Raw genomic sequence first — 24,943 nt, 5'->3', positions numbered from 1 at the left:
AGGGAACTAGCAATGAATAATACTAAATTAGTGATTCCAAATTGTAATGAGTTTATATCTATTTATGGATTTGATTGCGAAATAGACGATGTTATTCAGACTGTTAAGTTTGTTAACGGTGATGAACGAGTTACTTTGAGCTTTGATCTGACAGTAAATTCTGTCCGACTCTTGTTTTACAGAAAAGATTATATTGTCATTGATCTTTATCTAGAAAATCTGTCGGAGCTATATTTGGATGAAAATGGTAATTACCTATCATTTAAATTTTCTAACAGTCTTCATATCCTGATAAAACTCTATCCCCAAATTAATATTACTGGAACTACCCTGCTATAGATAACCAGAACAAATCTTTCTTTACTGATTATTTGAGGACAACCCCTTATCATTAGAGAGCAAATGCCTAATCAAGGTTTCAAGAGTATCTTAAAAGCTACGAAAATATTTTTATGTCTATCTATGACGGCATTTGCAATAGAATTGACATGTTCTAATATTCTTAGAAAACTCCTATGCACCTGTTGCTTCATCGTCCGCATCCTTGTCTATCTCACCGCGCAAATACGCAATATCCGATCGAATATCCTGCAAGGTCTCAGCCACACGGCTGCCCTGCTCCCGATAATCTGCCGATACTTTGCGGAACAATACGGCAATAATCAGCAGGCTCAAGAAGAAAATGCCGAAAAACACCCATAACGCCGCCACATCCGACAGCACGCGGTTCAAGCCGAACAGCAAACCGACCAAGCCCACCATCAACAGCGCGCCGGACAACACCAGCCAAATCGCCAAACGAAACACATTTTCCGCCTGACGCGTCAAATCCAAGCTCAATACCTGCAAACGCAGCAGCAGCAAATCCGCGCCCTGATTCAACAAAGCCTTGCCATGTTCAAAACGCTGGCGAATTCCCATCTCGATTATCCTTTTTTCCAGGAAAAATAAGGCTAAGGCCGTCTGCACGGCGCAATGAAATCCATGATTTCATGTACACGCCTGTTCAGACGGCCTTAACATATTCACATTAACGGCGGTTCAACAACACACCGACAACCAAACCGGCCAATGCGGCAAAACCCATCGCATAATATGGTTTCTCATGCACCACTTCATCAGCGTGTTTGGCACCGCGTTTCAAACGCTCGCCCGCATCAGCTTCAAATTCGGCAAAACGCTCTTTGCCTTCTTTCAAACGCTCCTGAGCCGCTTCTTCAAACTGCTCGTATTTTTCACGCGCACGCTCGGCATGATGGCGCAGACGTTCGCCGGCCTCTTCTTCAAAACGGCTCAAACGCTCTTTGGCCACAGCCAATTTTTCTTCCAATTTGGCTCGGGCTTTGCTACCCTCTTCCGAACCGGCTTCAACACCATTGCGGTATAACTCTTCCACATCATCCATTACTTCTCGGATGTCTTTCAGCAAAGCCTCGCGACGTGCCTCAAAATCGTGTTTTTTCATGGTTTTCTCCTTGATATAGGTTGATATGGTTACAGACTGTTTATCTGTTAATAAATTATAACCGTTTATTCTAAAATAAACGTTAATTTAAATAAAATTAAGTGCTTATTATGAAAACAAGCAAATGAAATTTAAAAAAAGGCCGTCTGAAAACTTCAGACGGCCTTTTCAATTCAGCTTAAAGACTTAAGTCTTATGCCAAACCTTTTGCTTTCAACACTTCCAGCATGGTAGTGCCCAACTCGGCAGGGCTGCGGGTGTAAGCGATACCGGCTTTTTCGAAAGCGGCGAATTTTTCTTCGGCAGTACCTTTACCACCGGAGATAATCGCACCGGCGTGGCCCATACGTTTGCCTTTAGGAGCGGTAACACCAGCGATGTAACCTACAACAGGTTTGGTTACGTTGGATTGGATGTATTCGGCTGCTTCTTCTTCCGCAGTACCGCCGATTTCACCGATCATGATGATGGCGTCGGTATCTGGGTCTTCTTGGAAGAGTTTCAGTGCGTCGATTTGGTTCATACCAGGAATCGGGTCGCCGCCGATACCAATACAGGTTGATTGACCCAAGCCCAGTTTGGTGGTTTGTGCTACAGCTTCGTAAGTCAATGTACCGGAACGGGAAATAATACCGATGCGGCCCGGAGTGTGGATGTGGCCCGGCATAATACCGATTTTGCACTCACCCGGAGTAATCACACCAGGGCAGTTAGGGCCGACCAAGCGGGTACCGTTGCCGTTGGTTTCCAAGTAACGTTTGGCTTTGAGCATGTCCAAAGTAGGCACGCCTTCGGTAATCACAACGACCAAGCCTACGCCTGAATCAACGGCTTCAACGATAGAGTCCAATACAAACGGAGCTGGAACGTAAATTACAGATGCGTCTGCGCCGGTTTCTTTAACGGCTTCTTTCATGGTGTTAAACACGGGCAGGTTCAGGTGGGTTTGACCGCCTTTGCCCGGGGTAACGCCGCCGACAACTTTAGTGCCGTAAGCCAGAGCTTGTTCGGAGTGGAAAGTACCGTTTTTACCGGTGAAACCTTGAACCAATACTTTGGTGTCTTTATTAATCAATACGCTCATTCTTTTCTCCTTAGGCGTTTACGGCTGCAACAATTTTTTCGGCTGCGTCATTCAGGCCGTCTGCAGAAGTCAGTTTCAGACCTGATTCGTTCAGGATTTTCGCGCCGAGTTCGGCATTGTTACCTTCCAAACGAACAACGACAGGAACGTTGACGTTGATTTCTTTAACGGCTGCCACGATGGCTTCCGCAATCATGTCGCAACGTACGATACCGCCGAAGATGTTGATCAATACGCCTTTAACGGATTTGTCTTCCAGAATCAGTTTGAACGCTTCAACCACGCGGTCTTTGGTTGCACCGCCGCCAACGTCCAAGAAGTTGGCAGGTTGGCCGCCTTTGAGTTTGATGATGTCCATAGTGGCCATCGCCAAACCGGCACCGTTAACCATACAGCCGATGTTACCTTCCAGGGCAACATAGTTCAGGTCGAATTCAGAAGCTTTCAGCTCACGTTCGTTTTCTTGAGATTTGTCGCGCAATTCAGCGATTTTTGGCAGGCGGTAGAGCGCGTTGCTGTCGATACCGATTTTGCCATCTACGCAAGCCAGCGCGCCATTTTCGCGAACTGCCAATGGGTTTACTTCAAACAGGGCGAAGTCGTTTTCGATAAACGCTTTGTACGCGCCGGTCATCAGTTTGACGAACTCGTTGATTTGTTTGTCTTTCAAGCCCAGTTGGAACGCAACTTCGCGAGCTTGGCAAGGTTGCAGGCCAACCAGCGGATCAACGGTTACTTTGAAGATTTTTTCTGGAGTTTCGGCAGCAACTTTTTCGATTTCCACGCCACCTTCGGTAGAGGCCATGAATGTAACGCGGCGGGTAGAACGGTCAACCACTGCGCCCAAGTACAGCTCGGTTTGAACCGGATACATGTCTTCGCAAACCAAAACGCTGTTGACAGGTTGGCCGTTGGCATCGGTTTGGTAAGTTACCAAGTTGGTGCCAATCAGGCTTTCAGCCACTTCTTTAGCTTCTTCGCGGCTTTTAACGACTTTTACGCCACCCGCTTTACCGCGGCCGCCGGCGTGTACTTGTGCTTTGACAACAGCGAATTTACCGCCCAATTTGTCGTAAGCTGCAGCGGCTTCTTCGCCGTTGTGTGCCAAAATACCGCCTTGTACGGGCAAACCGTAGCTAGCCAGCAGTTCTTTAGCCTGATACTCGTGTAAATTCATGGATTTCTCCTTAAGGTGAGTGGGTTTTAGGAATCGCCCTGCGGCCAATCCCATATTTTCAGACGGCCCTACTATTTACTGAAAGGCAACCACATCCGCGCCAGCAGATACATGGTTGCGCCTCCTCCTCCGAGAATAAAAAAGACAATGCCTTTTTTACGCGAATTCGGGCAGAGCAGATAAACGGCAAGGCTGAAACTGATAAACAACAATGCCACGCGCCAAACCAATTCTTTATCTTTGAAACGGTTGAGCGTATAAGTTTCGGTCATCATCACATACATCTGCCACAATGCGGCCATACACATGCTGATGATGCCCATCGGTATAAAGAAAATACCGACTATTTCTTTGTTCATAATGAATGTAAATGCTGTTTGTTTGTCTGACGGAATTATAAATCAGAAAACGAAGCTCTCGGAACATTCAATTTGTCGGAGGTCTTAAGGCCGTCTGAAAAATTTCAGACGGCCTTAATGTCTATCAACCGTGCAAAGCGCGTTTGTCGGCCGCCAATGCAGCTTCGTGAACCACTTCGGACAAGGTTGGGTGGGCATGGATGATGCGGGCGATGTCTTCGCTGCTGGCGAAGAATTCGAGCGCAGTCACGCCTTCGGTAACCAATTCGCTGACAACCGGACCAATCATGTGTACGCCTAAGATGCGGTCGGTTTTGGCATCTGCCAATACTTTGACCGTACCTTTGGCTTTGCCCATTGCCAATGCGCGACCGTTTGCGCCGAAACCTGAAGTACCTTTTTTGTACTCCACGCCTTCGGCTTTGAGTTGCTCTTCGGTTTTACCCACCCAAGCGATTTCAGGGTCGGTGTAAATCACGAACGGTACGTTGTTGAAGTCGATATGCGGTTTTTGACCGGCAATGCGCTCTGCAACGGCAACACCTTCGTCACTGGCTTTGTGTGCCAACATCGGGCCGCGAACCACGTCGCCGATTGCCCATACGTTAGGCAGATTGGTACGGCATTCGCCATCTACTTTGATAAAGCCGCGTTCGTCTTTTTCCAAGCCTACGGCTTCGGCGTTCAGGCCTTTGGTGTTTGGAATACGGCCGATGGCAACAATCAGTTTGTCGAATACTTCGGTTTTGGCTTCGCCGGCAGCAGTTTCGTAAGCAACGGAAACGCCTTTGCCTTCAGATTTGATGTCGCCGATTTTCACGCCCAATTCGATGCTCAGACCTTGCTCTTTGGTGAAGTATTTGAAGGCTTCCTTGGCGATTTGTTGGTCGGCGGCAGCCAGGAAGGTCGGCGCGGCTTCAAGAATGGTAACTTCTGCACCCACGCGGTTCCATACGGAACCCATTTCCAAACCAATCACACCGGAACCGATCACGCCGAGTTTGGCAGGTACTTCGGTCAGATTCAATGCGCCTTCGTTGTCTAATACGTTCACGTTGTCTATAGCAACTTGTGGCAGCGGACGCGGTACGGAACCGGTCGCTACGATGACGTGTTTGGCTTCGATAACGGTTTTCTCGCCTTTGTTATCGACTTCGATTTGATAAGCATCGCCATTTTTACCAGCAAAAGAAGCAGTACCGAACAGGCTGGTTACTTTGTTTTTTTGGAACAGGAATTTCACGCCGCCGGTCAGCTTGGTTACGATGGCATCTTTGCGCTCAATCATTTTGGCTGCGTCGAATTTTACGTCGCCGACAGTGATACCGTGTTCTGCAAAATCGTGTTGCGCAGCGTGGAAATGTTCGCTGGATTGCAACAGGGCTTTAGAAGGGATACAGCCTACGTTCAAGCAAGTACCGCCCAATGCTGGGGCGTTGCCTGCTTTGTTAACGCCTGCGTCAACGCAAGCGGTTTTGAAACCCAGTTGCGCAGCACGAATGGCGGCAACGTATCCGCCCGGGCCTGCACCAATCACTACTACATCATATTGAGACATCGTGTCATCCTTTGCTTTTGCAGTATCTCAAAATAAAAACGATACTTTTTGTTTCTTTTTTATTTTGAATGACTGCGTTTTGATGGTTTTAAGAAAAGGCCGTCTGAAAGTCTATATCTGCCGATTCATTCGAATCAAATGTTTCAGACGGCCTCAATCGTTCGTTGAGCCTATTGTAGCACGATACTACATTACGCTACATCTAAATAAAAATTCAGACGGCCTTTTCATTAACAAATAAAAGGCCGTCTGAAACGATTACAGATCCAACAACAGGCGTGCTGGGTCTTCCAACGCGTCTTTAATGGCTACCAAGGTCAATACAGCTTCGCGGCCGTCAATGATACGGTGGTCGTAAGACAGAGCCAGATACATCATTGGACGGACAACAACTTGACCGTTTTCAACCACAGCGCGCTCTTTAGTGGCGTGCATACCCAAAATCGCAGATTGAGGCGGGTTGATGATCGGGGTAGACATCATAGAACCGAAAGTACCGCCGTTGGTAATACTGAATGTACCGCCGGTCAGATCTTCGATAGCGATTTTGCCGTCTTTTGCTTTTTTCGCGTAATCAACAATTGCTTGTTCGATGTCGGCAATGCTCATTTGGTCGGCATCGCGCAGGATTGGCACAACCAAACCGCGTGGGCTGCCAATTGCGATACCGATGTCGAAGTAGCCGTGGTAAACGATGTCTTTGCCGTCAACAGAAGCATTCACAACCGGGTATTTTTTCAGGGCGGCAACAGCGGATTTAACGAAGAAGGACATAAAGCCCAATTTCACGCCGTGTTCTTTCTCGAATTTATCTTTGTACTTCGCACGCAAGTCCATGATTGGTTTCATGTTGACTTCGTTGAATGTAGTCAAAATGGCGTTTTCTTGTTGAGAAGCCAAGAGGCGTTCTGCAACACGGGCACGCAGGCGGCTCATTGGTACGCGTTCTTCAGGACGTGCGCCGGCAGGAAGTGCAACGGCAGGGGCTGCGGCTGCGGCAGGTTTGGCAGCGGCATTTTGTACGTCTTCTTTCAATACGCGACCGTCACGGCCGGAACCTTGCAATGCGTTCACGTCAACACCGGTCTCGGCAGCCAGTTTGGCGGCAGCAGGCATAGCGGCGTTGTTTTGTGCAGCAGCAGGAGCGGCGGCTGGGGTAGCTTCGGCAGGCGCGGCGGCTGGGGCTTCAGCAGCGGCAGTAGCAGCTGTATCGATGCGAGCCAAAACTTGGTCGGCAACAACGGTTTCACCGTCTTGAGCTACGATTTCAACCAATACGCCGGCTTGTGGAGAAGGGACTTCCAAAACCACTTTGTCAGTTTCGATATCGATCAGGATTTCGTCACGGGCAACTGCTTCGCCAACTTTTTTCTTCCATTCCAAGAGCGTGCCCTCAGATACGCTTTCAGACAGCATAGGTACTTTTACATCAATAATCATTTTGTGTCTCCAATGGCCCTTTCAGACGGCCTGTTGTGTGTTTTTAATTCTGCATATGGGCATTCCGCCTGAACAATTTCAAACGGAATGCCACTAGGTTTACAACGCCAAAGCGTCTTCAACCAATTGTTTCAATTGAGCAATGTGTTTGCTTGAGTAGCCCACTGCAGGCGATGCACTGCTTGGACGACCGGCATAAGACAGTTTTTGCTCTTCGCTGATAACGTCTTCGATACGGTGGCGGATTTGGTAGAACGCACCTTGGTTTTTCGGCTCTTCTTGCGCCCAAACCACAGATTTTGCGTTCGGGTATTTCGCCAGTTCAGCTTTAACCTCATCGTATGGGAACGGATACAGCTGCTCAACGCGGACGATAGCAACATCATTTTCCAGTTTACGCTCGGTACGGCCGGCTTCCAAGTCATAGTAAACCTGACCGGCACACAATACCACGCGTTTCACGCTGTCGTTGCTTGCACGTTCTGCGGTATCTCCGATAACTGGACGGAAAGTCGAACCTTCGGTGAAGTTTTCCAGCGGGCTCATTGCACCTTTGAAGCGCAACAGGCGTTTGGACATGAAAATCACCAGCGGTTTGCGGTATGAACCCAAGACTTGACGTTGCAAGAGGTGGAACATTTGCGACGCTTCAGACGGCATGATGACTTGCATATTGTTCTCAGAACACAGTTGCAACCAACGTTCTACACGTGCAGAAGAGTGCTCAGGGCCTTGACCGTCGTAACCGTGCGGCAGGATGGTGGTCAGACCGCACAAACGACCCCATTTGGTTTCGCCTGAAGACAGGAATTGGTCGATAGTTACTTGCGCGCCGTTAGCGAAGTCACCGAATTGCGCTTCCCAAATGGTCAGCTTGTCAGGAGCGGAGCAGGCAAAGCCGTACTCGAACGCCATTACGGCTTCTTCGTTCAAGATAGAGTCGATAACCAGGAACTCGCCCAAGCCTTCGCCCATGTTGCGCAGAGGAACATAAGTACCGTCGTCCCATTTTTCGCGTTTTTGATCGTGCAGAACGGCATGACGGTGTGAGAATGTACCGCGGCCGGAGTCCTCACCAGAGATACGCACGCCATGACCTTTGGTCAGCAGGCTTGCGTATGCGAGGGTTTCGGCCATACCCCAGTCGATGGCTTGTTTGCCGGATGCCATGGCTTTACGCGCTTCGATCACACGTTTTGCAGTCGGATGCAGGGCAAAGCCTTCCGGTACAGCGGTGAATTTCTCAGTAAGACGCTCAATGTCGGCGGCAGGCAAACCGGTTTCGATTTTTTCGCGCCAATCTTTGCCTTGGTATTTGCTCCAGTCGATTTGTGTGCGTTGGAAATTGCTCAACGTTGTTTGTTCAACATGTTCGCCTTTGTCCAAAGCATCACGGTAGGCTTGGATGTAACCGTCAGCCTCAGCTTGGGTTACCACGCCTTCGGCAATCAGTTGCTCGGTGTACAAAGCACGCGCACCTGGGTGTTGCGATACTTTTTTGTACATCATCGGTTGGGTCAAGGTCGGATCATCGCCCTCGTTGTGGCCCCATTTACGGTAGCAGACAACATCAACCACGATGTCTTTATGGAATTTTTTGCGGTAATCCAAGGCAGCTTGGATGGCAAAGCAAACGCGTTCAGGATCATCGCCATTCACATGGATAACCGGAGCGGAAACCATTTTCGCGATATCGGTACAGTGTACGGTTGAACGGGTATCGCGGGTATCGGAAGTCGTAAAGCCGATTTGGTTGTTGATCACGATGTGAACAGTACCGCCGGTGGTATAACCGCGTGTTTTAGACAGGTTGAATGTTGCTTGGTTAACACCCAAACCGATAAATGCGGAGTCACCATGAATCAATACCGGCAAGACTTTATCGCGGCCGTTTTCGCCCAAACGTTTTTGTTTGGCGCGTGCAGAACCTTCTACTACTGGATTAACGATTTCCAAGTGTGACGGGTTGAATGCCAAAGAAACGTGCATCGGGCCGTGTGGCGTAGCAATGTCGGAGCTGAAGCCCATGTGGTATTTCACGTCGCCGCTAGGCAATTTGATTTCGGCACGGCCTTCAAATTCGGCAAACAGATCAGCCGGTTTTTTGCCCAAAATGTTAACCAAAACATTCAGACGGCCACGGTGTGCCATACCGATGATGACTTCTTCCACGCCGTCTTTACCGGCGTTTTGAATCAAATAGTTCAAACCGGCAATGGCACTTTCGCCACCTTCGACACCGAAACGTTTTTGACCGACATATTTGGTATGCAGGTAGCGTTCCAGAGTTTCGGCAGCAGTCATTTCTTTCAAGATACGGCGTTTTTGTTCAACGTTGTAGCTTGGTGTAGACAGTACGCTTTCAAAATAATTACGAACCCAACGACGCTCTTCGGTATTTGGAATGTAGATGTACTCTACCGCGATATGGCCGCAGTAGGTTTGTTTGAGGTTACTGATGATTTGGGACAGAGGCAGTTTGCTCTGACCGGAAAAATCGCCCTCGCCCATATTGAACTGAAGTGCCATATCGGCATCTGACAGACCGTGGAATTTAGGATCGAGAGCTTCAATATTTTGAGGAGGAATACGTTTGAGCGGATCAAGTTGGGCTGCACCCACGCCTTGGATACGATAGGCAGAAATCAGTCGCAAAACGCTGACTTGCTTTTTCATCATTGCCTCATCCACACCGCCTGCGACGGCTGCGGCAATTTTCTTTTTAGCCAAAGTGGCAAATGATTCACGAATCGGTGTATGGGCAACATCGACAGCGACTGCGCCCGGCTGTTTACTCAAATCGGTAAAGTACTGTTTCCATTTTTCATCGACAGATTCCGGATTATCCAGAAACTTTTCATACAACTCCTCGATGTATGGCGCATTAGAACCAAACAGATAAGAGAAATTGAGTTTTTCGTCCATCATGGCGTGAGCTCTTTTCTTTAAAATATAAACAAAGGGTAGAATCCCGTGTTCTCCGAACGGAATTCAGGCCGTCTGAAATGACACTTTATTCTACCCTATTTCAAATCAAATTACCTGCTATCAACTTAATTAATTACGACCAACCTCATTGAAAACGGCAATTCGATTTTTTCAAACGACTTTTCAACAATATATTAATGTATTGTTTATTAGCGTTTATCTACCGGAACGTAATCGCGACGTTCTGCACCGGTATAAAGTTGACGTGGGCGACCGATTTTCAGTGCCGGATCGCTAATCATTTCATGCCAATGAGAAATCCAACCTACACTGCGCGACAATGCGAAGATAACGGTAAACATTTCAGTTGGAATGCCCAATGCAGACAAGACGATACCAGAGTAGAAGTCGACGTTTGGATACAGCTTGCGTTCAACAAAGAATGGGTCTTTCAGTGCAATTTGTTCCAATTCCATCGCCAGCTTGAATTTAGGACTGTCTTCCAAGCCCAATTCTTTTAAGACTTCATAACAGGTTTCGCGCATGATGTTGGCTCGTGGGTCCATATTGCGGTATACGCGGTGACCGAAGCCCATCAGACGGTATTTGCGTTGTTTCACACCTTCCATGTATGCGGCAACATTAGACACATCGCCGATTTCATCCAGCATCTTCAACACAGCTTCGTTTGCACCGCCGTGTGAAGCACCCCACAGACAGGCGATACCAGCAGCGATACAGGCAAATGGGTTCGCCCCTGAAGAGCCTGCCAAACGTACGGTCGAAGTAGAAGCATTTTGCTCGTGGTCGGCATGCAAAATAAAGATGCGGTCGAGCGCGCGGGCCAAGACTGGATTAGGTTTGTATTCTTCACACGGTGTGGCAAACATCATGTGCAAGAAGTTTTCAGCATAGGAAAGGTTATTTTTTGGATAATTGAACGGCAAACCGTTGGAATAACGGTAACACATTGCCGCAATGGTCGGAATTTTGGAGATTAAGCGGTAAATCGCGATTTTGCGGTGTTCAGGATTGGTAATATCCAAGCTGTCTTGATAGAAAGCAGACAAAGCGCCAACCACACCCACCATCATCGCCATCGGGTGCGCATCGCGACGGAAACCGCGGAAGAACCAAGTCAACTGTTCATGCACCATAGTATGGTGGCTGACTGTAGCATCAAATTCTTTTTTCTGTTCGGGCGTAGGCAGCTCGCCGTAGATCAACAGGTAACAAACTTCCAAGTAATCGGATTTTTCGGCCAACTGCTCGATAGGATAACCACGGTAATATAACAGACCTTTATCGCCGTCAATATAAGTGATTTTGGATTCGCAACTTGCAGTGGACACGAATCCTGGGTCGAATGAAAACAGACCTGTATTTTTTGTCAACGCACGGATGTCAACCACATCATGGCCGATACTTGCTTCCAATACTGGCAGTTCCAAGGTCTCTTGATTTGGGGTGGTGAGCTTGACTGATTTAGACATTCTTAAACTCCTTTGTAAGTTGGGGCTTTCGTTGCCGCCCAAGCGGCACGGTCCTTTTTTCAGACGGCCTCAGTATGGAAAAAGCTTGTTCGGATTGGCATCGCAAACAAGCTCTATAACACATCATGCCTGTCTGATTTTTTCAAGCATGGGAATCAGGTGTTTCTTGTCCGTTGCCGAATGTCCGTTAATCAAGGCAAGCAACTCTTGGTCTTGAAATTCGAGGATTTCGGAAAATTCGGACAACTCCTGATCACTCAGGTGCTCGAATTCTTTTTCCATAAACCTGCCGAAGATTAAGTCTAGTTCTAACAATCCCCGGCGGGTTTGAAAACGGATTTTCCGTTTGGCAATATCGTCAAAAACCATCATTTCTTAAACGGCTCGTTTCAACATAATCTCTTTAATCTTACCGATGGCTCGGGTCGGATTCAAGTGTTTAGGACATACGTCTACGCAGTTCATAATGGTGTGGCAACGGAACAAACGGTATGGGTCGTTCAGATTATCCAAACGCTCATTAGTGATGGTATCACGGCTATCCGCAATGAAACGGTAAGCATTCAGCAAGCCAGACGGACCAACGAATTTATCAGGATTCCACCAGAATGACGGGCAGGCAGTCGAACAGCAGGCGCACAAAATACACTCGTACAAACCGTCCAACTCTTTACGCTCTTCCTGAGTTTGCAGACGCTCTTTGTCCGCATCGATAGGGTTGTCGTTGACAACGTAAGGTTTGATTGAGTGATATTGTTTGAAGAACTGGGTCATATCCACAATCAGGTCGCGGATAACAGGCAGACCTGGCAGAGGGCGGATTTTAACCGGCTGTTTCAGGCTGCGCAGATCGGTCAGACATGCCAAGCCGTTTTTACCGTTGATGTTCATACCGTCAGAACCGCAAATACCTTCGCGGCAAGAACGGCGGAAAGACAATGTATCGTCTTGTGCTTTCAGGCGCACTAAAGCGTCCAAAAGCTTAACGTCGGTTGGTTCCAATTCCAACTCGTAACGTTGCATATAAGGTTTGGCATCAACGTCCGGGTTGTAACGGTAAATTTCAAAACTCATTTTTTCCATGAGAAGTGTTCCTTTTCTCATAAACTGCTCAATGATTTTGTATTATGAATTCAAGCAGTTCAATGTGGGTATGGTTAGGTTTCAGACGGCCTTTAAGGTAAAGGCCGTCTGAAAACTCATCAATAAACGCGTTTAGCCGGTTTGATGTATTCCACGCTCAAAGGCTTGGTATGTACCGGTTTGTAAGACAAAGTATTGGTATCTGAATGATACAGGGTATGTTTCATCCAGTTTTCGTCATCGCGCTCAGGATGGTCGTCTGAAGCGTGTGCGCCACGCGATTCTTTACGTGCTTCGGCAGACACCAAAGTCGCTTTCGCTACTTCAATCAGATTATCCAACTCCAAAGCTTCGATACGCGCGGTATTCCATACTTTGCTCTTGTCTTTGATTTCAGTACGTTTCACGCGCTCGGCAATCTCCATGATTTCTCGAACGCCTTTGCTCAGAATCTCATCGGTACGGAACACACCGGCATGCAGTTGTACGGAGCGTTGCAGTTCGCGACGCAATGCATCAACGTTTTCACCATCGGTTTGGTTGTCCAAACGCTCGATACGTTGGCGGGTCAACTCACCGGCATTAGCAGGCAGAGGTTTCCAGTCGCTTTGCTCTTTGATGAATTTAATCATGCTGTCGCCGGCAGCTTTACCGAATACCACCAAGTCCAACAGGGAGTTGGTACCCAAGCGGTTCGCACCGTGCACGGAAGCACAAGCACACTCACCTGCCGCATACAGACCTTTTACAGGCACTTCGTAATCTTCACCTTGCGGAACGACAACTTCGCCATGGTAGTTAGTCGGAATACCGCCCATCATGTAGTGGGTAGTCGGCACAACAGGAATTGGGTCTTTAATCGGGTCGATACCGGCAAACTGGATGGAAATCTCGCGGATGCCCGGCAGTTTTTCCATAATTTTTTCTGCGCCGATATGGTCGATTTTCAGCAAAACGTGGTCTTTGTTTTTACCACAGCCGCGACCTTCGTAGATTTCCATCGCCATCGCACGGGAAACCACGTCACGGGAAGCCAAGTCTTTTACGGTTGGAGCATAACGTTCCATAAAGCGTTCGCCATCGGCATTCAACAGAATACCACCCTCACCGCGCACACCCTCAGTAATCAATACACCGGCACCGGCTACACCGGTCGGGTGGAATTGCCAGAATTCCATGTCTTCCAACGGAATACCTGCACGGGCACAAATACCCAAACCATCACCGGTATTCATATAAGCATTGGTTGAAGACGCATAAATACGGCCGCCACCACCGGTAGCAAACATCACGGCTTTAGCGTGGAAAATATAAACTTCGCCGGTTTCCATTTCCATGGCGGTTACACCGACGACGTCGCCGTTTTCATCACGAATCAAATCTTGTGCCGTCCATTCCACAAAGAATTGTGTATTGGCACGGACGTTTTGTTGGTACAAAGTATGCAACATCGCATGACCGGTACGGTCGGCAACCGCACATGCACGTTCTACCGCACGTTTACCATGTTCGGCAGTATGACCACCGAAAGGACGTTGGTAGATTTTGCCACTTTCCACACGGTCAAAAGGCATACCCATGTGTTCCAACTCAATTACGGCTTCAGGCGCGGCGCGACACATAAACTCAATCGCATCTTGGTCGCCCAACCAGTCAGAACCTTTCACGGTATCGTACATATGCCAATCCCAACGGTCTTCTTGCACATTACCCAATGAAGCAGAAATACCACCTTGAGCCGCTACAGTATGAGAACGGGTTGGGAAGACTTTAGACAAAACAGCACAATTCAGGCCGGATTTAGACAATTGGAGGGCTGCGCGTAAACCTGCACCACCACCGCCAACAATCACGGCATCAAACTTGCGAACAGGATAACCCATATTTACCCCCAAATTACTTTAACAGAATACACCAAGCAGCCTACCAACCAAACGATGGTGGCAACTTGTAAAAACAAACGCAGACCGAAAGGCTTAATGTAGTCCATCCACAAATCGCGGATACCTACCCATGCATGCAGGAATACAGCCAAGAAGCTCACTTGGGTAAATACTTTTACCCAAGTTTGATCAAAAAATGCCTGCCATGCCGAATATTCTTTAGGCAACGTAAACAAAACAACCAAAAGAACCACGGTGTACACCAACATGATGACCGCAGTTGCACGTTGCATTGCCCAATCGCGCAAACCGTAATGCGCACCTGTCAATTTACGTTCTACCATAACAAAGCTCCCAAAACGACGGTCAGAATCAAAGCAGAAGCAAATACAACTTTAGCAGTAGTACGGGCAGTATTTAATTCCAGGCCTTTATGCACATCCAAAAACAGAAAGCGGATACCGGCGAAAAAGTGGTGCAGATATGCCCACAACAGACCGATAAGGATCAGCTTCACAAACGGATTGGAAATAGCAGTACGATATGCTTCAAACGACGCTTCGCGATCCAGCGTTCCGGAGAAGAAATACAAGAGAACAGGCAGCATCACAAACAAGCCGACGCCGCTGATACGGTGAAGAATAGATACAATCCCCGGTATGGGCAATCGGATATTCGGAATTTCCAAAAATACCGGGCGTGATTTGGCGGACATGGTCAGTTCCTCTAGATTTATTATCAGCTCAAAACCTATAGCTCAGCACTACAATAAGCTACATAAACCATAATTTACCTGTTTTATCTCATTTTGAACAGTGCAATTTATGAATGCTCTAATGATTTTTACCAAAAGACTAATAAAATCAAACAATCATTCTTAGATTTTTTTTGTGTGGCTAGCCTTTTTTGTTACTTTCCTGCAATTAAGCCATCTCCCCATCAAAGCACTTACGATAACATCATTATTGTTTGAGAATTGTATCTATTGTGAGATAAATTCTCACTCTTGATACCTAATCTTTACAAAGGCATAAGCCATTCTTAACTTATTACCATTGCATTATCATCACTACTCTTACATAGTTATACATTCAAAGACATTTCATCCGCCCAAAATAGACTAAAATACGACGTAACACCAACCATGTTTCCATACCTAAAAAGGAAGCTGCATCATGACACACTCCCCTCATCAAAACACACCCGATCCGGAAGACTACATCCCCTCCTTCCGCCGTCGAAACTTAGACACATCCGGCTTCATGAAAAAACTCGGACGCTTTGCCGGTCGCTTGGGTAAACCTGTCGTCCGCCAGCTTTATGCGCTTTATTATCTCTGGGAATCCGAACATACACCCAAACGTGCAAAAATGATTATTGTCGGCGCACTGGTTTACTTCCTCAGTCCTATTGACAGCATTCCCGACCTTCTGATTCCATTTGGCTTCAGCGATGACATTGCCGTCATTGCGCTGGTTTATTCTCAGATGAAAAACTATCTGACCGAAGATATTCAAGAAAAAGCCCGTCAAGCGGCTGACAAGCTGTTTGGTTCTTAATTGGATAAAGTCCGACTACACATATATAAATACAAAAAGAAGGTCGTCTGAATATTCAGACGGCCTTCTCAGTTTATGACTTTTTATTTCAAAGGCTGCATACCCATAACTTCCATCAGGAAGTTGGTAAACGCAGGATTGCTTGGTTTGGTATCCATGTTTTTCCAACGCTGTTGCCAACCGCGCAAAGCACCTTGGATGTACTGTTTGGATTGCTCGGTAGTAATTTCACCACGTTGGCTGTCAACGGCAGAACGCAGATAAACTTCGTACATACTGTCATCGACAGAGTTGCGTCCCACTTGTTGGATACGGAAGCGGTTCAAATATTGTGCAGCCTGAACTTTGGTCAGACTACCTTGGCTCACTTGGGTACTCAAGCGACGTGCTTCATCATGAATCTTGGAAACATCTGCCCAATGCGAAGGAGCTAAATGATAACCGGTAGCTGAAACTTGTGAATCAGCCTTAGGTTTCTTAACGTTGGTTGGTCGAACTGGCACTTCTTTCAATGTTGGAACATAAATCGATTCACAACCGGCAAGTGCCGCCACAGCAAAGATAGGAAGAATGTATTTTTTCATAATGCGCATTATAAGCATGATTCGTTGAAGAAACCAACTTTTGAATAATGGTATTCAAAGCTCATTAACTGAATTACAACAGATTTCATACGATATCTCAAGCCCATACGCAAAAAAGGCCGTCTGAAAACGGCCTTTTAACAACAATCCTATATTATGCCAAATCGGCAAACAGAGGCGTAGAAAGATAGCGTTCGCCATATGATGGCAACAAGACAACGATCAACTTACCTTCGTTTTCAGGTTTTTTAGCCAGTTGCAATGCGCTCCATACTGCGGCACCTGAAGAAATACCTACCAAAATGCCTTCTTTTTCAGCCATAGCGCGCGCAGTTTCAAACGCTGCCTCGTTAGGTACTTTGGAAATGCTGTCGTAAACAGTCGTATTCAAAACGCTGGGGATAAAGCCTGCACCCAAACCTTGAATCGGATGCGGACCTTTCTCGCCACCGCTCAATACTGGGGAAGCTTCAGGCTCGACAGCCACGATTTGAACTTCGGGTTTGTATTTTTTCAATACTTCGCCCACACCGGTAATCGTACCGCCTGTACCTACACCGGCCACGAAAATATCTACTTTACCGTCTGTATCGCGCCAAATTTCTTCGGCAGTGGTTTTGCGGTGAACTTCAGGATTAGCCTCGTTATCAAATTGGCGCGGCATAAAGTAAGTATCTGGATGTTCGTCCACCAAAGACTGGGCTTTAGCAATAGCGCCCGCCATACCTTCGGCAGCAGGTGTCAAAATTAGCTCTGCACCGAATGCACGCAGCAGCATTTTGCGTTCTTTACTCATGCTTTCAGGCATAGTAATCGCCAATTTATAACCGCGGGCCGCACACACCATGGCCAAACCGATACCGGTATTGCCACTGGTTGCCTCGACGATAACGGTATCTTTATTGATTTTACCGGCTTGCTCGGCCGCTTCAATCATAGATTCGGCAATACGGTCTTTCACGCTGCTGCCTGGATTAAAGAATTCAAGTTTAACGGCGATTTGCGCTTTTAAACCTTCGGTCAGGCGGTTCAGTTTCACCAGAGGTGTGTTGCCGATCAGCTCGGTAATATTATTTGCAATTTTCATTTCCTGCTCCTGATTTAGATGTAATACAGCCTGCATATTAAACTCAGGCCGTCTGAAAAACCAATATCGAAAATTTCTTTCTTTATAACTTTTGGTTCAAGCGCGGTCAATATCCACTGCGCTCAAAAATCAATGTAACGGCAACTACAGCCTGCATCACGACGGCAACCATCCAACCTGCCCACATCTGCCGCATACTGAAAAGAGAGGCAGACTGCTTGCAAACAACCACTCTGTGCAGATAAAACACCAGCATCAGGACGCCCTGCAATGCAAACCAATAAATGGGTTTCAAAGCATAAATTTTCAGCAAGGCCGCCCACGCAAAAACCGCGCCCGCCAGCGGCAAGATGAAATAAACCACGCCTACCAAGAAAACAAAAGCCAAAGTCATGACGACATTGGAAACCGCAAATAAGGTCAAACCGGCATATTCGCCTGCCGACCAAAACTTTTTGTCTTCCGTTTTACTGCAGTCATCAATAAAGAAGAAAATACTGGCGATTGTCAGATAAAAATGAGGGATGAACAAAGGGCCTGTATGCGTAAAGCCCCATATTCCGGGCAACAAGCGTGCGCCCAGTGCCGAAATCCCCAGCCACAACAACACCGTAGCCCAAAGCCATTGAAACCGCTGCGCGCGAAAAATAAATGCCAACGATACCGCAGCATACGCGACGGCAAACCAAAAATCCAAAGAAACCATCATGAATACTGCAACTCGCCTTCAAAAACAGTTTCCGCAGGGCCGGTCATTTGCACATCGCCACCTTCTTCCCAACTGATAAACAATTCACCTCCAGGCAGAGTAACACGCACAGGCGCACCCGCTTTCAGCAAGCCATTGCGCACGCCTGCCACCACGGCCGCACACGCTCCAGTGCCGCAAGCCTGAGTTTCCCCCACCCCGCGTTCAAACACTCGCAGGCGGACTGACAATTCATCTTCAACCTGCAAAAAGCCGACATTGACCCGTTCAGGAAACTGCTCGTGCGATTCAATAGCGCCGCCCCAATATTCCACCGGCGCAGTCTCAACATCATCAACCAAAATCACCGCATGCGGATTACCCATATTCACACAGCTTACCGGTACAGACTCCAAACCGACCAAGACAATATGTGTCAGCGCATCTTCATTTTCACCATGTGCAGGCACAAACGGAATTTCAGACGGCATGAAACGCGGTTTACCCATATTGACGGTAACCAAACCGTTATCCAACAGCTTCGGTACAATAATCCCTTTGGCCGTTTCGACCAAAATTTCCGTTTTATCCGTCAAACCCTTATCCGCGACAAAACGCGCAAAACAACGCGCTCCATTGCCGCACTGCTCTACTTCCCGACCATCGGCATTGAAAATGCGGTACCGAAAATCGACCGCATCAGAAGAAGGCTTCTCCACTACCAAAAACTGATCAAAACCCACGCCGCGATAGCGGTCTGCCCATTGGGCAAGCGGCGCAGTCAACGGATCAAAGTCCTGATCGATGGCATTAACCACCATAAAATCATTGCCCAAGCCGTGCATCTTCGTAAATTTCAAAGTTTTCATTATTTATTCACATTCTTATTAAATCATTATTTCGGCACATTCTACACCAGAATGATATATTCGTTTCTATCTTGTTTCTCAGACGGCCTTGCGCCCTTTTACCAATACTAACACCAGCCACCCCGCAAAAATACTATACTTCCCACATTACAAATATTTCTTATTACAAGGATACACATTATGAAAAAAATTCTCTTACCTGCCCTTTTGGCCGCTTCACTCAGCGCATGTACAGTCGGCACGCCCGGTGTTTCCGTCGGCTTAGGCGTCGGCACCAGCATCGGCCGCCATGTCGGCCTGGGTACATCCATCAACATCCCTGTCGGCTTGGATAAAACCAAAACCACCAAAGGCACGGATTCAGACGGCATCCGTATCTCAGAAGAACAAATCGTGACCTATTTTGATGCACACGGCACACCCAGCAACAGCGCAGTCAAAGGTGGCTTCCATCGCCAACTGATCAGCAAACGTAACAACGAATACGTCGTCCAAGACTTTTACAGCGACAACAGTCAAAAACGCACGGACCCCTACGTTCTCAGCCGTAACCAACTGATGCAGTTCCGCGCCACGCCAAGCAATGGCTCGTTAACCACTTACGCCTACAACGGCACGGTGATGCAGCAACAAGTATTCCAAAACGGCAAATTGGTTAACGCCAAATACTAAAGGCCGTCTGAAACGGCTGAGGAGCATGTGAAACTTGATTACAAAATATTTTTAACATTCAAACATTTGAAATATTTTGCACCATTTCCTTAAAAATATTGATTGACACATTTTTTCCAGCCATTATAATACGCCCCATTCCCCGATAGCTCAGTCGGTAGAGCGACGGACTGTTAATCCGCAGGTCCCTGGTTCGAGCCCAGGTCGGGGAGCCAAATTTAAAAGCCTGAACTTCTGTTCAGGCTTTTTTACATCAATAAGGAACGCTTGTTCTTTCCCAAAGAAAGCCCATGAATCCTCATAATAAAAAAGGCCGTCTGAAACCCAAATCTGGCTTCAGACGGCCTTTTATTTATTTTTAAATCAACGGAAGAAGTCGCCCATGCCTGCCGGCAGGCCTTGGGTAAATGCACCCATGGTTTTGTTGGTCGTTTCTTCGGCTTTTTCAGAAGCGGCATTGATAGCGGCCAATACCAAATCTTCCAGCATTTCTTTGTCGTCTGCGGCTTCTTGAATCAAATCAGGGCTGATTTCAAGTTTGCGAACAACGTGCGAACACGTCATCACAACTTTCACCAAACCATTGCCTGCTTCACCTTCAACTTCGGTTTCAGCCAGCTTGGCTTGTGCCTTTTTCATGTTTTCTTGCATTTGTTGAGCCTGTTTCATCAGGCCGCCTAATCCGGCTTTTCCGAACATGTTTTACTCCTATGGGTTTGAATAAATGGGTTTCACTCATGCCGTCTGAAAAACGCTATTGCCTTTCAGACGGCCTTGTATGTCAGTATTTTAAGAATGCCCTACTAACTCTAAAGAATCCGGCAGCCATTGCGCTTCAAAGATTTGCAAAATTTTCTGCGCCGTTGTATCCGCTTCCAGCAAATCTTGCGCCTGCTGCCGTCCTTCTTCTTGAATACGTTTGCGGCGCATCACCGGCGTTTCCCAGCCTTTATCATCCTGCCAAGGCTCGGTTTGCAGCCTTAAATTGCCAAGATGGTAAGCCTCGCTCAACGTCTGGCAGATTTTGTCCAAGCGCTCTTTATTGGCAGTAGCTTTGGCCTCATCCGTCAACGACAGCATGATTAATCCTGCTTCCGTATCATAACTCGTCCATGCCGCATTTTGTGCCAACATCTGCGCCGCGCCTAATTTACGGGCAAATCGTTCGATAATGCTGTGCCAATTCTCAGTTTTAAACTCAGGCAAAGGAGCGAACTGAAGCTCTTCTTCATCTCCCTCCTCTTCTTCAGACACAACCGGCTGCAGTACTTCCATCACATCAGCACGGTGTGAATCTTCATATGCATATGCTTCATCAAAATACGGAGGTGGAATTTCCTCATCTATGTGCGGATATTCTTCCGGTTCAGGGGCCGTCTGAACTTTTGCAACAGGCAATGGCTCCGCAGTTTCTTGCATCTGCGCCGTTTGTGTTTGAGGCGGCTCAGCCGATACTTGGCTCGGCATGTCTTCCCAAGGCGGGACATCCCCCTGTTGTTGAGCAGACTGAATAGTTTCTTCAGACGGCCTTTCAACGATATCCTGTTTAGTCGGAACAGCCTCTTTCTCAACCGCCGGTGCTGCTATCGGCTCAGATTTCGGCAGCTGAAAAGGCTTTTTTTCGGCCTCAGCTTTCTGATGGTCGGAATGCAAATCCGTGTGTTCAATCTGACTTTGCGTATCGCAACCCGAAGCGGCCAACGGCGCAAATGCAAGCATGCGCAAAAGCGTCATGACAAAACCGGCATACTCGTCTGGAGCCAGCGGTAAATCCTGTTTACCATGAATAGCGCATTGATAATAAAGCTGAATCTGCTCGCCACTCAAAGCCTGACTTAATCGCTGCAAAGTTTCACGTTCAGGATCGTCATTTGCCAAGGCGGAAGGAATGGTTTGAATCAAAGCCAAACGTTGCAACAACATGGCCAATTCTGCCAACGCGCTGTCAAAACCAATCGCTCTGGCGGACATTTCCTGAGCCTTTTCCAGCAAGGCTTCCCCGTTTTGATTGATGATTCCTTCAAGCAATTCAAACAAGTATTGTTTATCGACCGCTCCGATCATCTGGCGGACATCTTGTTCGGCCACTTTACCCGAACCCATGGCAATCGCCTGATCTAAAAGGCTCAACGCATCGCGCATCGAGCCGGCGGCGGCACGGCCTAAAAGTTGCAAAGCCTGTGGCTGATAAGGAACGTTTTCACGATCCAAGACATGCGCCAAATGCTCGGCAACCTGCTGGGTTGTCATGTTGCGCAACACAAATTGCAAACAGCGGCTCAATACAGTAATGGGGACTTTATGCGGATCGGTGGTCGCCAAAATAAATTTAACGTGTTCAGGCGGTTCTTCCAAAGTCTTCAGCATGGCATTGAACGCGCTTTTGGAAAGCATATGCACTTCGTCGATGATATAGACTTTGTATTTACCCGCAGTCGGCGCGTATTGCGCGTTTTCCAACACTTCGCGGATATTGTCGATACCGGTATTCGATGCCGCGTCGATTTCCAATAGATCCACATAACGGCCGCTGTCGATTTGCGTACAGCTTTCACACTGACCGCACGGCTCACCATGCACGGCATTTTCGCAGTTCAGGCTCTTGGCCAAAATCCTGGCAATCGTGGTCTTACCCACACCGCGTGTCCCTGTCAGCAGATAGGCATGGTGCAGACGGCCTTCGTCCAGCGCGTTACGCAGGGCTTTGACGACGTGTTCCTGACCGACCAAATCGGCAAAGGTTTTCGGACGCCATTTTCGTGCAAGAACTTGATAAGCCATGTTGTTTCTCTACGGGAAATAAATCGGAAGGCCGTCTGAAAAGAATTCTCCGCTTTTCAGACGGCCTCAGAAAATGGCATATATTCTAGCATTTTTTTGATTTTTATTAAGGATTTTCTATCAAACCGACAGCGACAGCATGTCATTGCAATGTTAGAATGCTACATAAATGATAAGTAATTTGAAGTTTGAAACATCATGTCCGAAATCATACTACGCAACCAATCAGCCACTATGCAAGTAAATACAATGGGCGGATATATTGATTCCCTGATTCTAAAAGGATGGGAAGTCTTATTTCCGAAAACCAGCGTTCAAGTAGGCGATGACACAAAATTACGCGGCGGCATGCACGTCTGCCTACCTCAATTCGGACCTGACAGCAAAAATCATCTGGCCCAACATGGTTTCGGCAGAACTTCAGACTGGGAAATCCGCCATCAAAATGAATCAGATATCGGCTTAAAATTAATCAGCACAGAAAAAGGCTATGAACACGTCGAATGGTTGCTCGATTACAGTCTGCCTAACGAAAATGAAGCCATCGCCATCCTAACTGTCTGCAATTACGGCGAATCACCCATCCGCACGTCCCCAGGATTCCACCCCTACTTTACCGCCGCCGGCACACAATTTGATTTCAACGGCGCCCCATACGATGCCGACTATATCTCCCATACCGAATTTGTTTCCTCCGACCAGGATGCACACGTTGCATTTGACGGCTTGAAACTGGATATCCGTACCCACAATCTGCCTGTGTATGCCCTTTGGAGCGATCGAAACGGTCAATATACTTGTGCAGAGCCAACCGCAGAAGGCAATGCGTTTTTATCCCCTGCCCGAGGAGGACAGTTTGTTTCAGGACACAGCAAAAAACGTTACGCCATGAAAATCAGACTGATAGCTTAACCCCCTTTACAAATCCTCGATATTTAAAAACCACCCCAAAGGGTGGTTTTCTTATGGCTTACAGGCCATTGTTATTGATTGCATTCGCAATATCGCGTACCGCTGTTACATACATACGGCTGTGGTTGTATTGCCATACCGTGTAGAAGTTATTCAGACCCAAATAGTATTCAAATACGCCCGGGCTGGTCTCCAAAGCATACAGCACAGCTTTTTCATTATCGGCAATAGCAGCTTGAGGCACGACACCCAAAGCTTTGAAATCTGCGACAGTGCGCGTCAAGGCAGTTTTCTCATCGATAATCGCCTGCAAGTGCGGAGTAATCGTCAGACTTACCGGCACAACCATCTTACCGCCGGTCTGCCAGCCATGCTGTTTCATATAATTGGCGACAGAAGCCGCCACATCGCCAACATTATTCCAAATATCGCGATGACCATCACCATCATAGTCCACCGCCCATTTACGGTAGCTTGAAGGCATAAATTGCGGCATGCCCATCGCGCCGGCATAGCTGCCTTTGAAGTCAAAGATATTTTCTTTTTCTTCTTTTGCCATCTGCAAAAGTTCACTCAATTCATTTTGGAAAAACTCGGCACGGCGAGGATAATCAAAGGCCAATGTACTCAAGGCATCGGCAACGCGGAAGCTGCCTGTATTTTTACCATAATTGGTTTCAATCCCGAGAATCGCCACAATCAATTCGGCAGGTACGCCGTATTTGCGTGCCACATCATCAATTACGGCACGGTTTGCCGCATAGAATTGTCTGCCGCCATTAAATTTGGCTGCACCAGAGTTACCGGTGCGGAATTCATACCAAGGACGCGAAGTGCTTGGGCGGTACATAATGGTAATAATGTTGCCTTTATACACCACGCCATTAAAGAAATTGCGCAACTCTTCCGCACTGAAACGGCGATTTTTCACTTCATATTGGATAAACTGCTGAACATTGACGTTCTCATTAAAACCGCTGCTGGCAACAGATTCAGCCGCAGCATCAAATACAGGGCGTTTTGCAGAGGAAACAGGCTCGACAGGTTTTGCCGTATCAACAGCAGGCTTTTGCGGAGTGCCGCATGAAGCTAAAGCCAAAGCAGTCAAACCTATCCCAAAGATTTTGATTTTATTCATAAATAATCTCTTTACTAAATAATACGACAAACCCGAACACGAATGAATATTCGGCCAATACATCATCTCTTCCGCTATATTTCTAGACAGACTTAAAAATATAGACAAATCAATATTTACTTACTTCGGCTCAAGCAGATAAACAAGGCCGTCTGAAATTCAAGGAAACCCTTGATTTTCAGA

25 protein-coding genes and 1 tRNA gene are annotated in these 24,943 nt (G+C 47.3%); 5 read left to right on the top strand and 21 right to left on the bottom strand.

The window, feature by feature from the left end; all coding sequences use genetic code 11:
• Nucleotides 1-12 precede the first annotated feature (12 nt).
• Nucleotides 13-339: a hypothetical protein gene (locus ACTHUR_RS00280; protein WP_004519276.1), complete on the top strand. Its 327-nt coding sequence runs from the start codon at nt 13-15 to the stop codon at nt 337-339.
• A gap of 174 nt (nt 340-513) precedes the next feature.
• Here the strand turns inward: ACTHUR_RS00280 and ACTHUR_RS00275 are convergent, their stop codons facing one another.
• The 14 genes from ACTHUR_RS00275 to sdhC all read right to left on the bottom strand — a co-directional run bounded on the left by ACTHUR_RS00275 (nt 514) and on the right by sdhC (nt 15,185).
• Nucleotides 514-921 carry a phage holin family protein gene (locus ACTHUR_RS00275; RefSeq protein ID WP_039861951.1) on the bottom strand — a complete coding sequence of 136 codons (408 nt, stop codon included), beginning with the start codon at nt 919-921 and terminating at the stop codon, nt 514-516.
• A gap of 109 nt (nt 922-1,030) precedes the next feature.
• Nucleotides 1,031-1,465 carry a DUF883 family protein gene (locus tag ACTHUR_RS00270; protein WP_004519274.1) on the bottom strand — a complete coding sequence of 145 codons (435 nt, stop codon included), beginning with the start codon at nt 1,463-1,465 and terminating at the stop codon, nt 1,031-1,033.
• A 193-nt stretch (nt 1,466-1,658) separates the two neighbouring features.
• Nucleotides 1,659-2,549 carry a succinate--CoA ligase subunit alpha gene (sucD, locus tag ACTHUR_RS00265; protein ID WP_002221113.1) on the bottom strand — a complete coding sequence of 297 codons (891 nt, stop codon included), beginning with the start codon at nt 2,547-2,549 and terminating at the stop codon, nt 1,659-1,661.
• Between the two features lie 10 nt (nt 2,550-2,559).
• Nucleotides 2,560-3,726: an ADP-forming succinate--CoA ligase subunit beta gene (sucC, locus tag ACTHUR_RS00260; protein WP_003675098.1), complete on the bottom strand. Its 1,167-nt coding sequence runs from the start codon at nt 3,724-3,726 to the stop codon at nt 2,560-2,562.
• Between the two features lie 71 nt (nt 3,727-3,797).
• Nucleotides 3,798-4,085, bottom strand: coding sequence for a hypothetical protein (locus ACTHUR_RS00255; protein ID WP_004519272.1), 288 nt, complete (start codon nt 4,083-4,085; stop codon nt 3,798-3,800).
• Nucleotides 4,086-4,209: 124 nt separating this feature from the next.
• Nucleotides 4,210-5,643 carry a dihydrolipoyl dehydrogenase gene (gene lpdA / locus ACTHUR_RS00250; protein WP_002217382.1) on the bottom strand — a complete coding sequence of 478 codons (1,434 nt, stop codon included), beginning with the start codon at nt 5,641-5,643 and terminating at the stop codon, nt 4,210-4,212.
• 258 nt (nt 5,644-5,901) lie between these two features.
• Nucleotides 5,902-7,083, bottom strand: coding sequence for a 2-oxoglutarate dehydrogenase complex dihydrolipoyllysine-residue succinyltransferase (odhB, locus tag ACTHUR_RS00245; protein WP_004519270.1), 1,182 nt, complete (start codon nt 7,081-7,083; stop codon nt 5,902-5,904).
• Between the two features lie 99 nt (nt 7,084-7,182).
• Entirely contained in the window at nt 7,183-10,011 is a 2,829-nt protein-coding gene (locus ACTHUR_RS00240; RefSeq protein ID WP_004519268.1) for a 2-oxoglutarate dehydrogenase E1 component, read from the bottom strand.
• A 209-nt stretch (nt 10,012-10,220) separates the two neighbouring features.
• Entirely contained in the window at nt 10,221-11,504 is a 1,284-nt protein-coding gene (gene gltA / locus ACTHUR_RS00235) for a citrate synthase (RefSeq protein ID WP_004519267.1), read from the bottom strand.
• A 123-nt stretch (nt 11,505-11,627) separates the two neighbouring features.
• Nucleotides 11,628-11,876 (bottom strand): FAD assembly factor SdhE, encoded by a 249-nt coding sequence (locus ACTHUR_RS00230; RefSeq protein ID WP_003678830.1) that lies wholly within the window; start codon nt 11,874-11,876, stop codon nt 11,628-11,630.
• A gap of 3 nt (nt 11,877-11,879) precedes the next feature.
• Nucleotides 11,880-12,587, bottom strand: coding sequence for a succinate dehydrogenase iron-sulfur subunit (locus tag ACTHUR_RS00225; protein WP_003678833.1), 708 nt, complete (start codon nt 12,585-12,587; stop codon nt 11,880-11,882).
• A 119-nt stretch (nt 12,588-12,706) separates the two neighbouring features.
• A complete protein-coding gene (gene sdhA, locus ACTHUR_RS00220; RefSeq protein WP_049336762.1) occupies nt 12,707-14,470 on the bottom strand; it encodes a succinate dehydrogenase flavoprotein subunit in 1,764 nt (587 codons plus the stop codon).
• A 2-nt stretch (nt 14,471-14,472) separates the two neighbouring features.
• Nucleotides 14,473-14,814, bottom strand: coding sequence for a succinate dehydrogenase, hydrophobic membrane anchor protein (gene sdhD, locus ACTHUR_RS00215; RefSeq protein WP_003678837.1), 342 nt, complete (start codon nt 14,812-14,814; stop codon nt 14,473-14,475).
• Nucleotides 14,808-15,185 (bottom strand): succinate dehydrogenase, cytochrome b556 subunit, encoded by a 378-nt coding sequence (sdhC, locus tag ACTHUR_RS00210; protein ID WP_049336763.1) that lies wholly within the window; start codon nt 15,183-15,185, stop codon nt 14,808-14,810. The genes sdhD and sdhC overlap by 7 nt, the downstream gene beginning before the upstream one ends.
• 460 nt (nt 15,186-15,645) lie before the next feature.
• Between sdhC and ACTHUR_RS00205 the strand changes: the two genes are divergently transcribed.
• Complete coding sequence (locus ACTHUR_RS00205) at nt 15,646-16,029, top strand: YkvA family protein (protein WP_049329785.1); 384 nt, start codon at nt 15,646-15,648, stop codon at nt 16,027-16,029.
• Between the two features lie 83 nt (nt 16,030-16,112).
• On the opposite strand, the gene ACTHUR_RS00200 is transcribed toward ACTHUR_RS00205, so the two are convergent.
• The 4 genes from ACTHUR_RS00200 to dapF form a co-directional block, all read right to left on the bottom strand.
• Nucleotides 16,113-16,613, bottom strand: a complete 501-nt coding sequence (locus ACTHUR_RS00200) for a membrane lipoprotein lipid attachment site-containing protein (RefSeq protein WP_371440888.1) — start codon at nt 16,611-16,613, stop codon at nt 16,113-16,115.
• Between the two features lie 154 nt (nt 16,614-16,767).
• Nucleotides 16,768-17,700 (bottom strand): cysteine synthase A, encoded by a 933-nt coding sequence (gene cysK / locus ACTHUR_RS00195; protein ID WP_107723629.1) that lies wholly within the window; start codon nt 17,698-17,700, stop codon nt 16,768-16,770.
• Between the two features lie 106 nt (nt 17,701-17,806).
• Complete coding sequence (locus ACTHUR_RS00190) at nt 17,807-18,409, bottom strand: hypothetical protein (RefSeq protein WP_049336767.1); 603 nt, start codon at nt 18,407-18,409, stop codon at nt 17,807-17,809.
• Nucleotides 18,406-19,257, bottom strand: coding sequence for a diaminopimelate epimerase (gene dapF, locus ACTHUR_RS00185; protein ID WP_049336770.1), 852 nt, complete (start codon nt 19,255-19,257; stop codon nt 18,406-18,408). The genes ACTHUR_RS00190 and dapF overlap by 4 nt, the downstream gene beginning before the upstream one ends.
• A gap of 180 nt (nt 19,258-19,437) precedes the next feature.
• Between dapF and ACTHUR_RS00180 the strand changes: the two genes are divergently transcribed.
• Together ACTHUR_RS00180 and ACTHUR_RS00175 are read left to right on the top strand one after the other, a co-directional pair.
• A complete protein-coding gene (locus tag ACTHUR_RS00180) occupies nt 19,438-19,929 on the top strand; it encodes a hypothetical protein (protein WP_049336771.1) in 492 nt (163 codons plus the stop codon).
• 139 nt (nt 19,930-20,068) lie between these two features.
• A tRNA-Asn gene (locus ACTHUR_RS00175) sits at nt 20,069-20,144 on the top strand.
• Nucleotides 20,145-20,292: 148 nt separating this feature from the next.
• On the opposite strand, the gene ACTHUR_RS00170 is transcribed toward ACTHUR_RS00175, so the two are convergent.
• Together ACTHUR_RS00170 and dnaX are read right to left on the bottom strand one after the other, a co-directional pair.
• The gene (locus ACTHUR_RS00170; RefSeq protein ID WP_003678854.1) at nt 20,293-20,628 is read right to left on the bottom strand and encodes a YbaB/EbfC family nucleoid-associated protein; all 336 of its coding nucleotides are present in this window, start codon (nt 20,626-20,628) and stop codon (nt 20,293-20,295) included.
• Nucleotides 20,629-20,718: 90 nt separating this feature from the next.
• On the bottom strand, nt 20,719-22,710 hold the full coding sequence (dnaX, locus tag ACTHUR_RS00165; RefSeq protein ID WP_049337069.1) for a DNA polymerase III subunit gamma/tau: 1,992 nt from the start codon (nt 22,708-22,710) through the stop codon (nt 20,719-20,721).
• A gap of 198 nt (nt 22,711-22,908) precedes the next feature.
• On the opposite strand from dnaX, the gene ACTHUR_RS00160 reads away from it, so the two are divergent.
• Nucleotides 22,909-23,622 carry an aldose epimerase family protein gene (locus tag ACTHUR_RS00160; protein ID WP_004519255.1) on the top strand — a complete coding sequence of 238 codons (714 nt, stop codon included), beginning with the start codon at nt 22,909-22,911 and terminating at the stop codon, nt 23,620-23,622.
• Nucleotides 23,623-23,680: 58 nt separating this feature from the next.
• Here ACTHUR_RS00160 and mltB read toward each other — a convergent pair whose 3' ends face one another.
• Nucleotides 23,681-24,760 (bottom strand): lytic murein transglycosylase B, encoded by a 1,080-nt coding sequence (gene mltB, locus ACTHUR_RS00155; protein WP_049337071.1) that lies wholly within the window; start codon nt 24,758-24,760, stop codon nt 23,681-23,683.
• Nucleotides 24,761-24,943 lie beyond the last annotated feature (183 nt).

This window comes from Neisseria sp. P0021.S007, from assembly GCF_051956855.1.
This window is presented reverse-complemented; position numbering and strand designations above follow the sequence as displayed.

Coding starts and splice junctions, on each gene's coding strand:
- ACTHUR_RS00275 (WP_039861951.1), bottom strand. CDS start 921: ATGGGAATTCGCCAGCGTTTTGAACATGGCAAGGCTTTGTTGAATCAG.
- ACTHUR_RS00230 (WP_003678830.1), bottom strand. CDS start 11,876: ATGATGGTTTTTGACGATATTGCCAAACGGAAAATCCGTTTTCAAACC.
- dnaX (WP_049337069.1), bottom strand. CDS start 22,710: ATGGCTTATCAAGTTCTTGCACGAAAATGGCGTCCGAAAACCTTTGCC.
- odhB (WP_004519270.1), bottom strand. CDS start 7,083: ATGATTATTGATGTAAAAGTACCTATGCTGTCTGAAAGCGTATCTGAG.
- sucD (WP_002221113.1), bottom strand. CDS start 2,549: ATGAGCGTATTGATTAATAAAGACACCAAAGTATTGGTTCAAGGTTTC.
- sucC (WP_003675098.1), bottom strand. CDS start 3,726: ATGAATTTACACGAGTATCAGGCTAAAGAACTGCTGGCTAGCTACGGT.
- sdhD (WP_003678837.1), bottom strand. CDS start 14,814: ATGGTAGAACGTAAATTGACAGGTGCGCATTACGGTTTGCGCGATTGG.
- sdhA (WP_049336762.1), bottom strand. CDS start 14,470: ATGGGTTATCCTGTTCGCAAGTTTGATGCCGTGATTGTTGGCGGTGGT.
- cysK (WP_107723629.1), bottom strand. CDS start 17,700: ATGAAAATTGCAAATAATATTACCGAGCTGATCGGCAACACACCTCTG.
- sdhC (WP_049336763.1), bottom strand. CDS start 15,185: ATGTCCGCCAAATCACGCCCGGTATTTTTGGAAATTCCGAATATCCGA.
- ACTHUR_RS00205 (WP_049329785.1), top strand. CDS start 15,646: ATGACACACTCCCCTCATCAAAACACACCCGATCCGGAAGACTACATC.
- ACTHUR_RS00160 (WP_004519255.1), top strand. CDS start 22,909: ATGTCCGAAATCATACTACGCAACCAATCAGCCACTATGCAAGTAAAT.
- ACTHUR_RS00270 (WP_004519274.1), bottom strand. CDS start 1,465: ATGAAAAAACACGATTTTGAGGCACGTCGCGAGGCTTTGCTGAAAGAC.
- lpdA (WP_002217382.1), bottom strand. CDS start 5,643: ATGTCTCAATATGATGTAGTAGTGATTGGTGCAGGCCCGGGCGGATAC.
- ACTHUR_RS00200 (WP_371440888.1), bottom strand. CDS start 16,613: ATGAAAAAATACATTCTTCCTATCTTTGCTGTGGCGGCACTTGCCGGT.
- mltB (WP_049337071.1), bottom strand. CDS start 24,760: ATGAATAAAATCAAAATCTTTGGGATAGGTTTGACTGCTTTGGCTTTA.
- ACTHUR_RS00280 (WP_004519276.1), top strand. CDS start 13: ATGAATAATACTAAATTAGTGATTCCAAATTGTAATGAGTTTATATCT.
- dapF (WP_049336770.1), bottom strand. CDS start 19,257: ATGAAAACTTTGAAATTTACGAAGATGCACGGCTTGGGCAATGATTTT.
- ACTHUR_RS00180 (WP_049336771.1), top strand. CDS start 19,438: ATGAAAAAAATTCTCTTACCTGCCCTTTTGGCCGCTTCACTCAGCGCA.
- ACTHUR_RS00225 (WP_003678833.1), bottom strand. CDS start 12,587: ATGGAAAAAATGAGTTTTGAAATTTACCGTTACAACCCGGACGTTGAT.
- ACTHUR_RS00255 (WP_004519272.1), bottom strand. CDS start 4,085: ATGAACAAAGAAATAGTCGGTATTTTCTTTATACCGATGGGCATCATC.
- ACTHUR_RS00190 (WP_049336767.1), bottom strand. CDS start 18,409: ATGATGGTTTCTTTGGATTTTTGGTTTGCCGTCGCGTATGCTGCGGTA.
- ACTHUR_RS00240 (WP_004519268.1), bottom strand. CDS start 10,011: ATGATGGACGAAAAACTCAATTTCTCTTATCTGTTTGGTTCTAATGCG.
- gltA (WP_004519267.1), bottom strand. CDS start 11,504: ATGTCTAAATCAGTCAAGCTCACCACCCCAAATCAAGAGACCTTGGAA.
- ACTHUR_RS00170 (WP_003678854.1), bottom strand. CDS start 20,628: ATGTTCGGAAAAGCCGGATTAGGCGGCCTGATGAAACAGGCTCAACAA.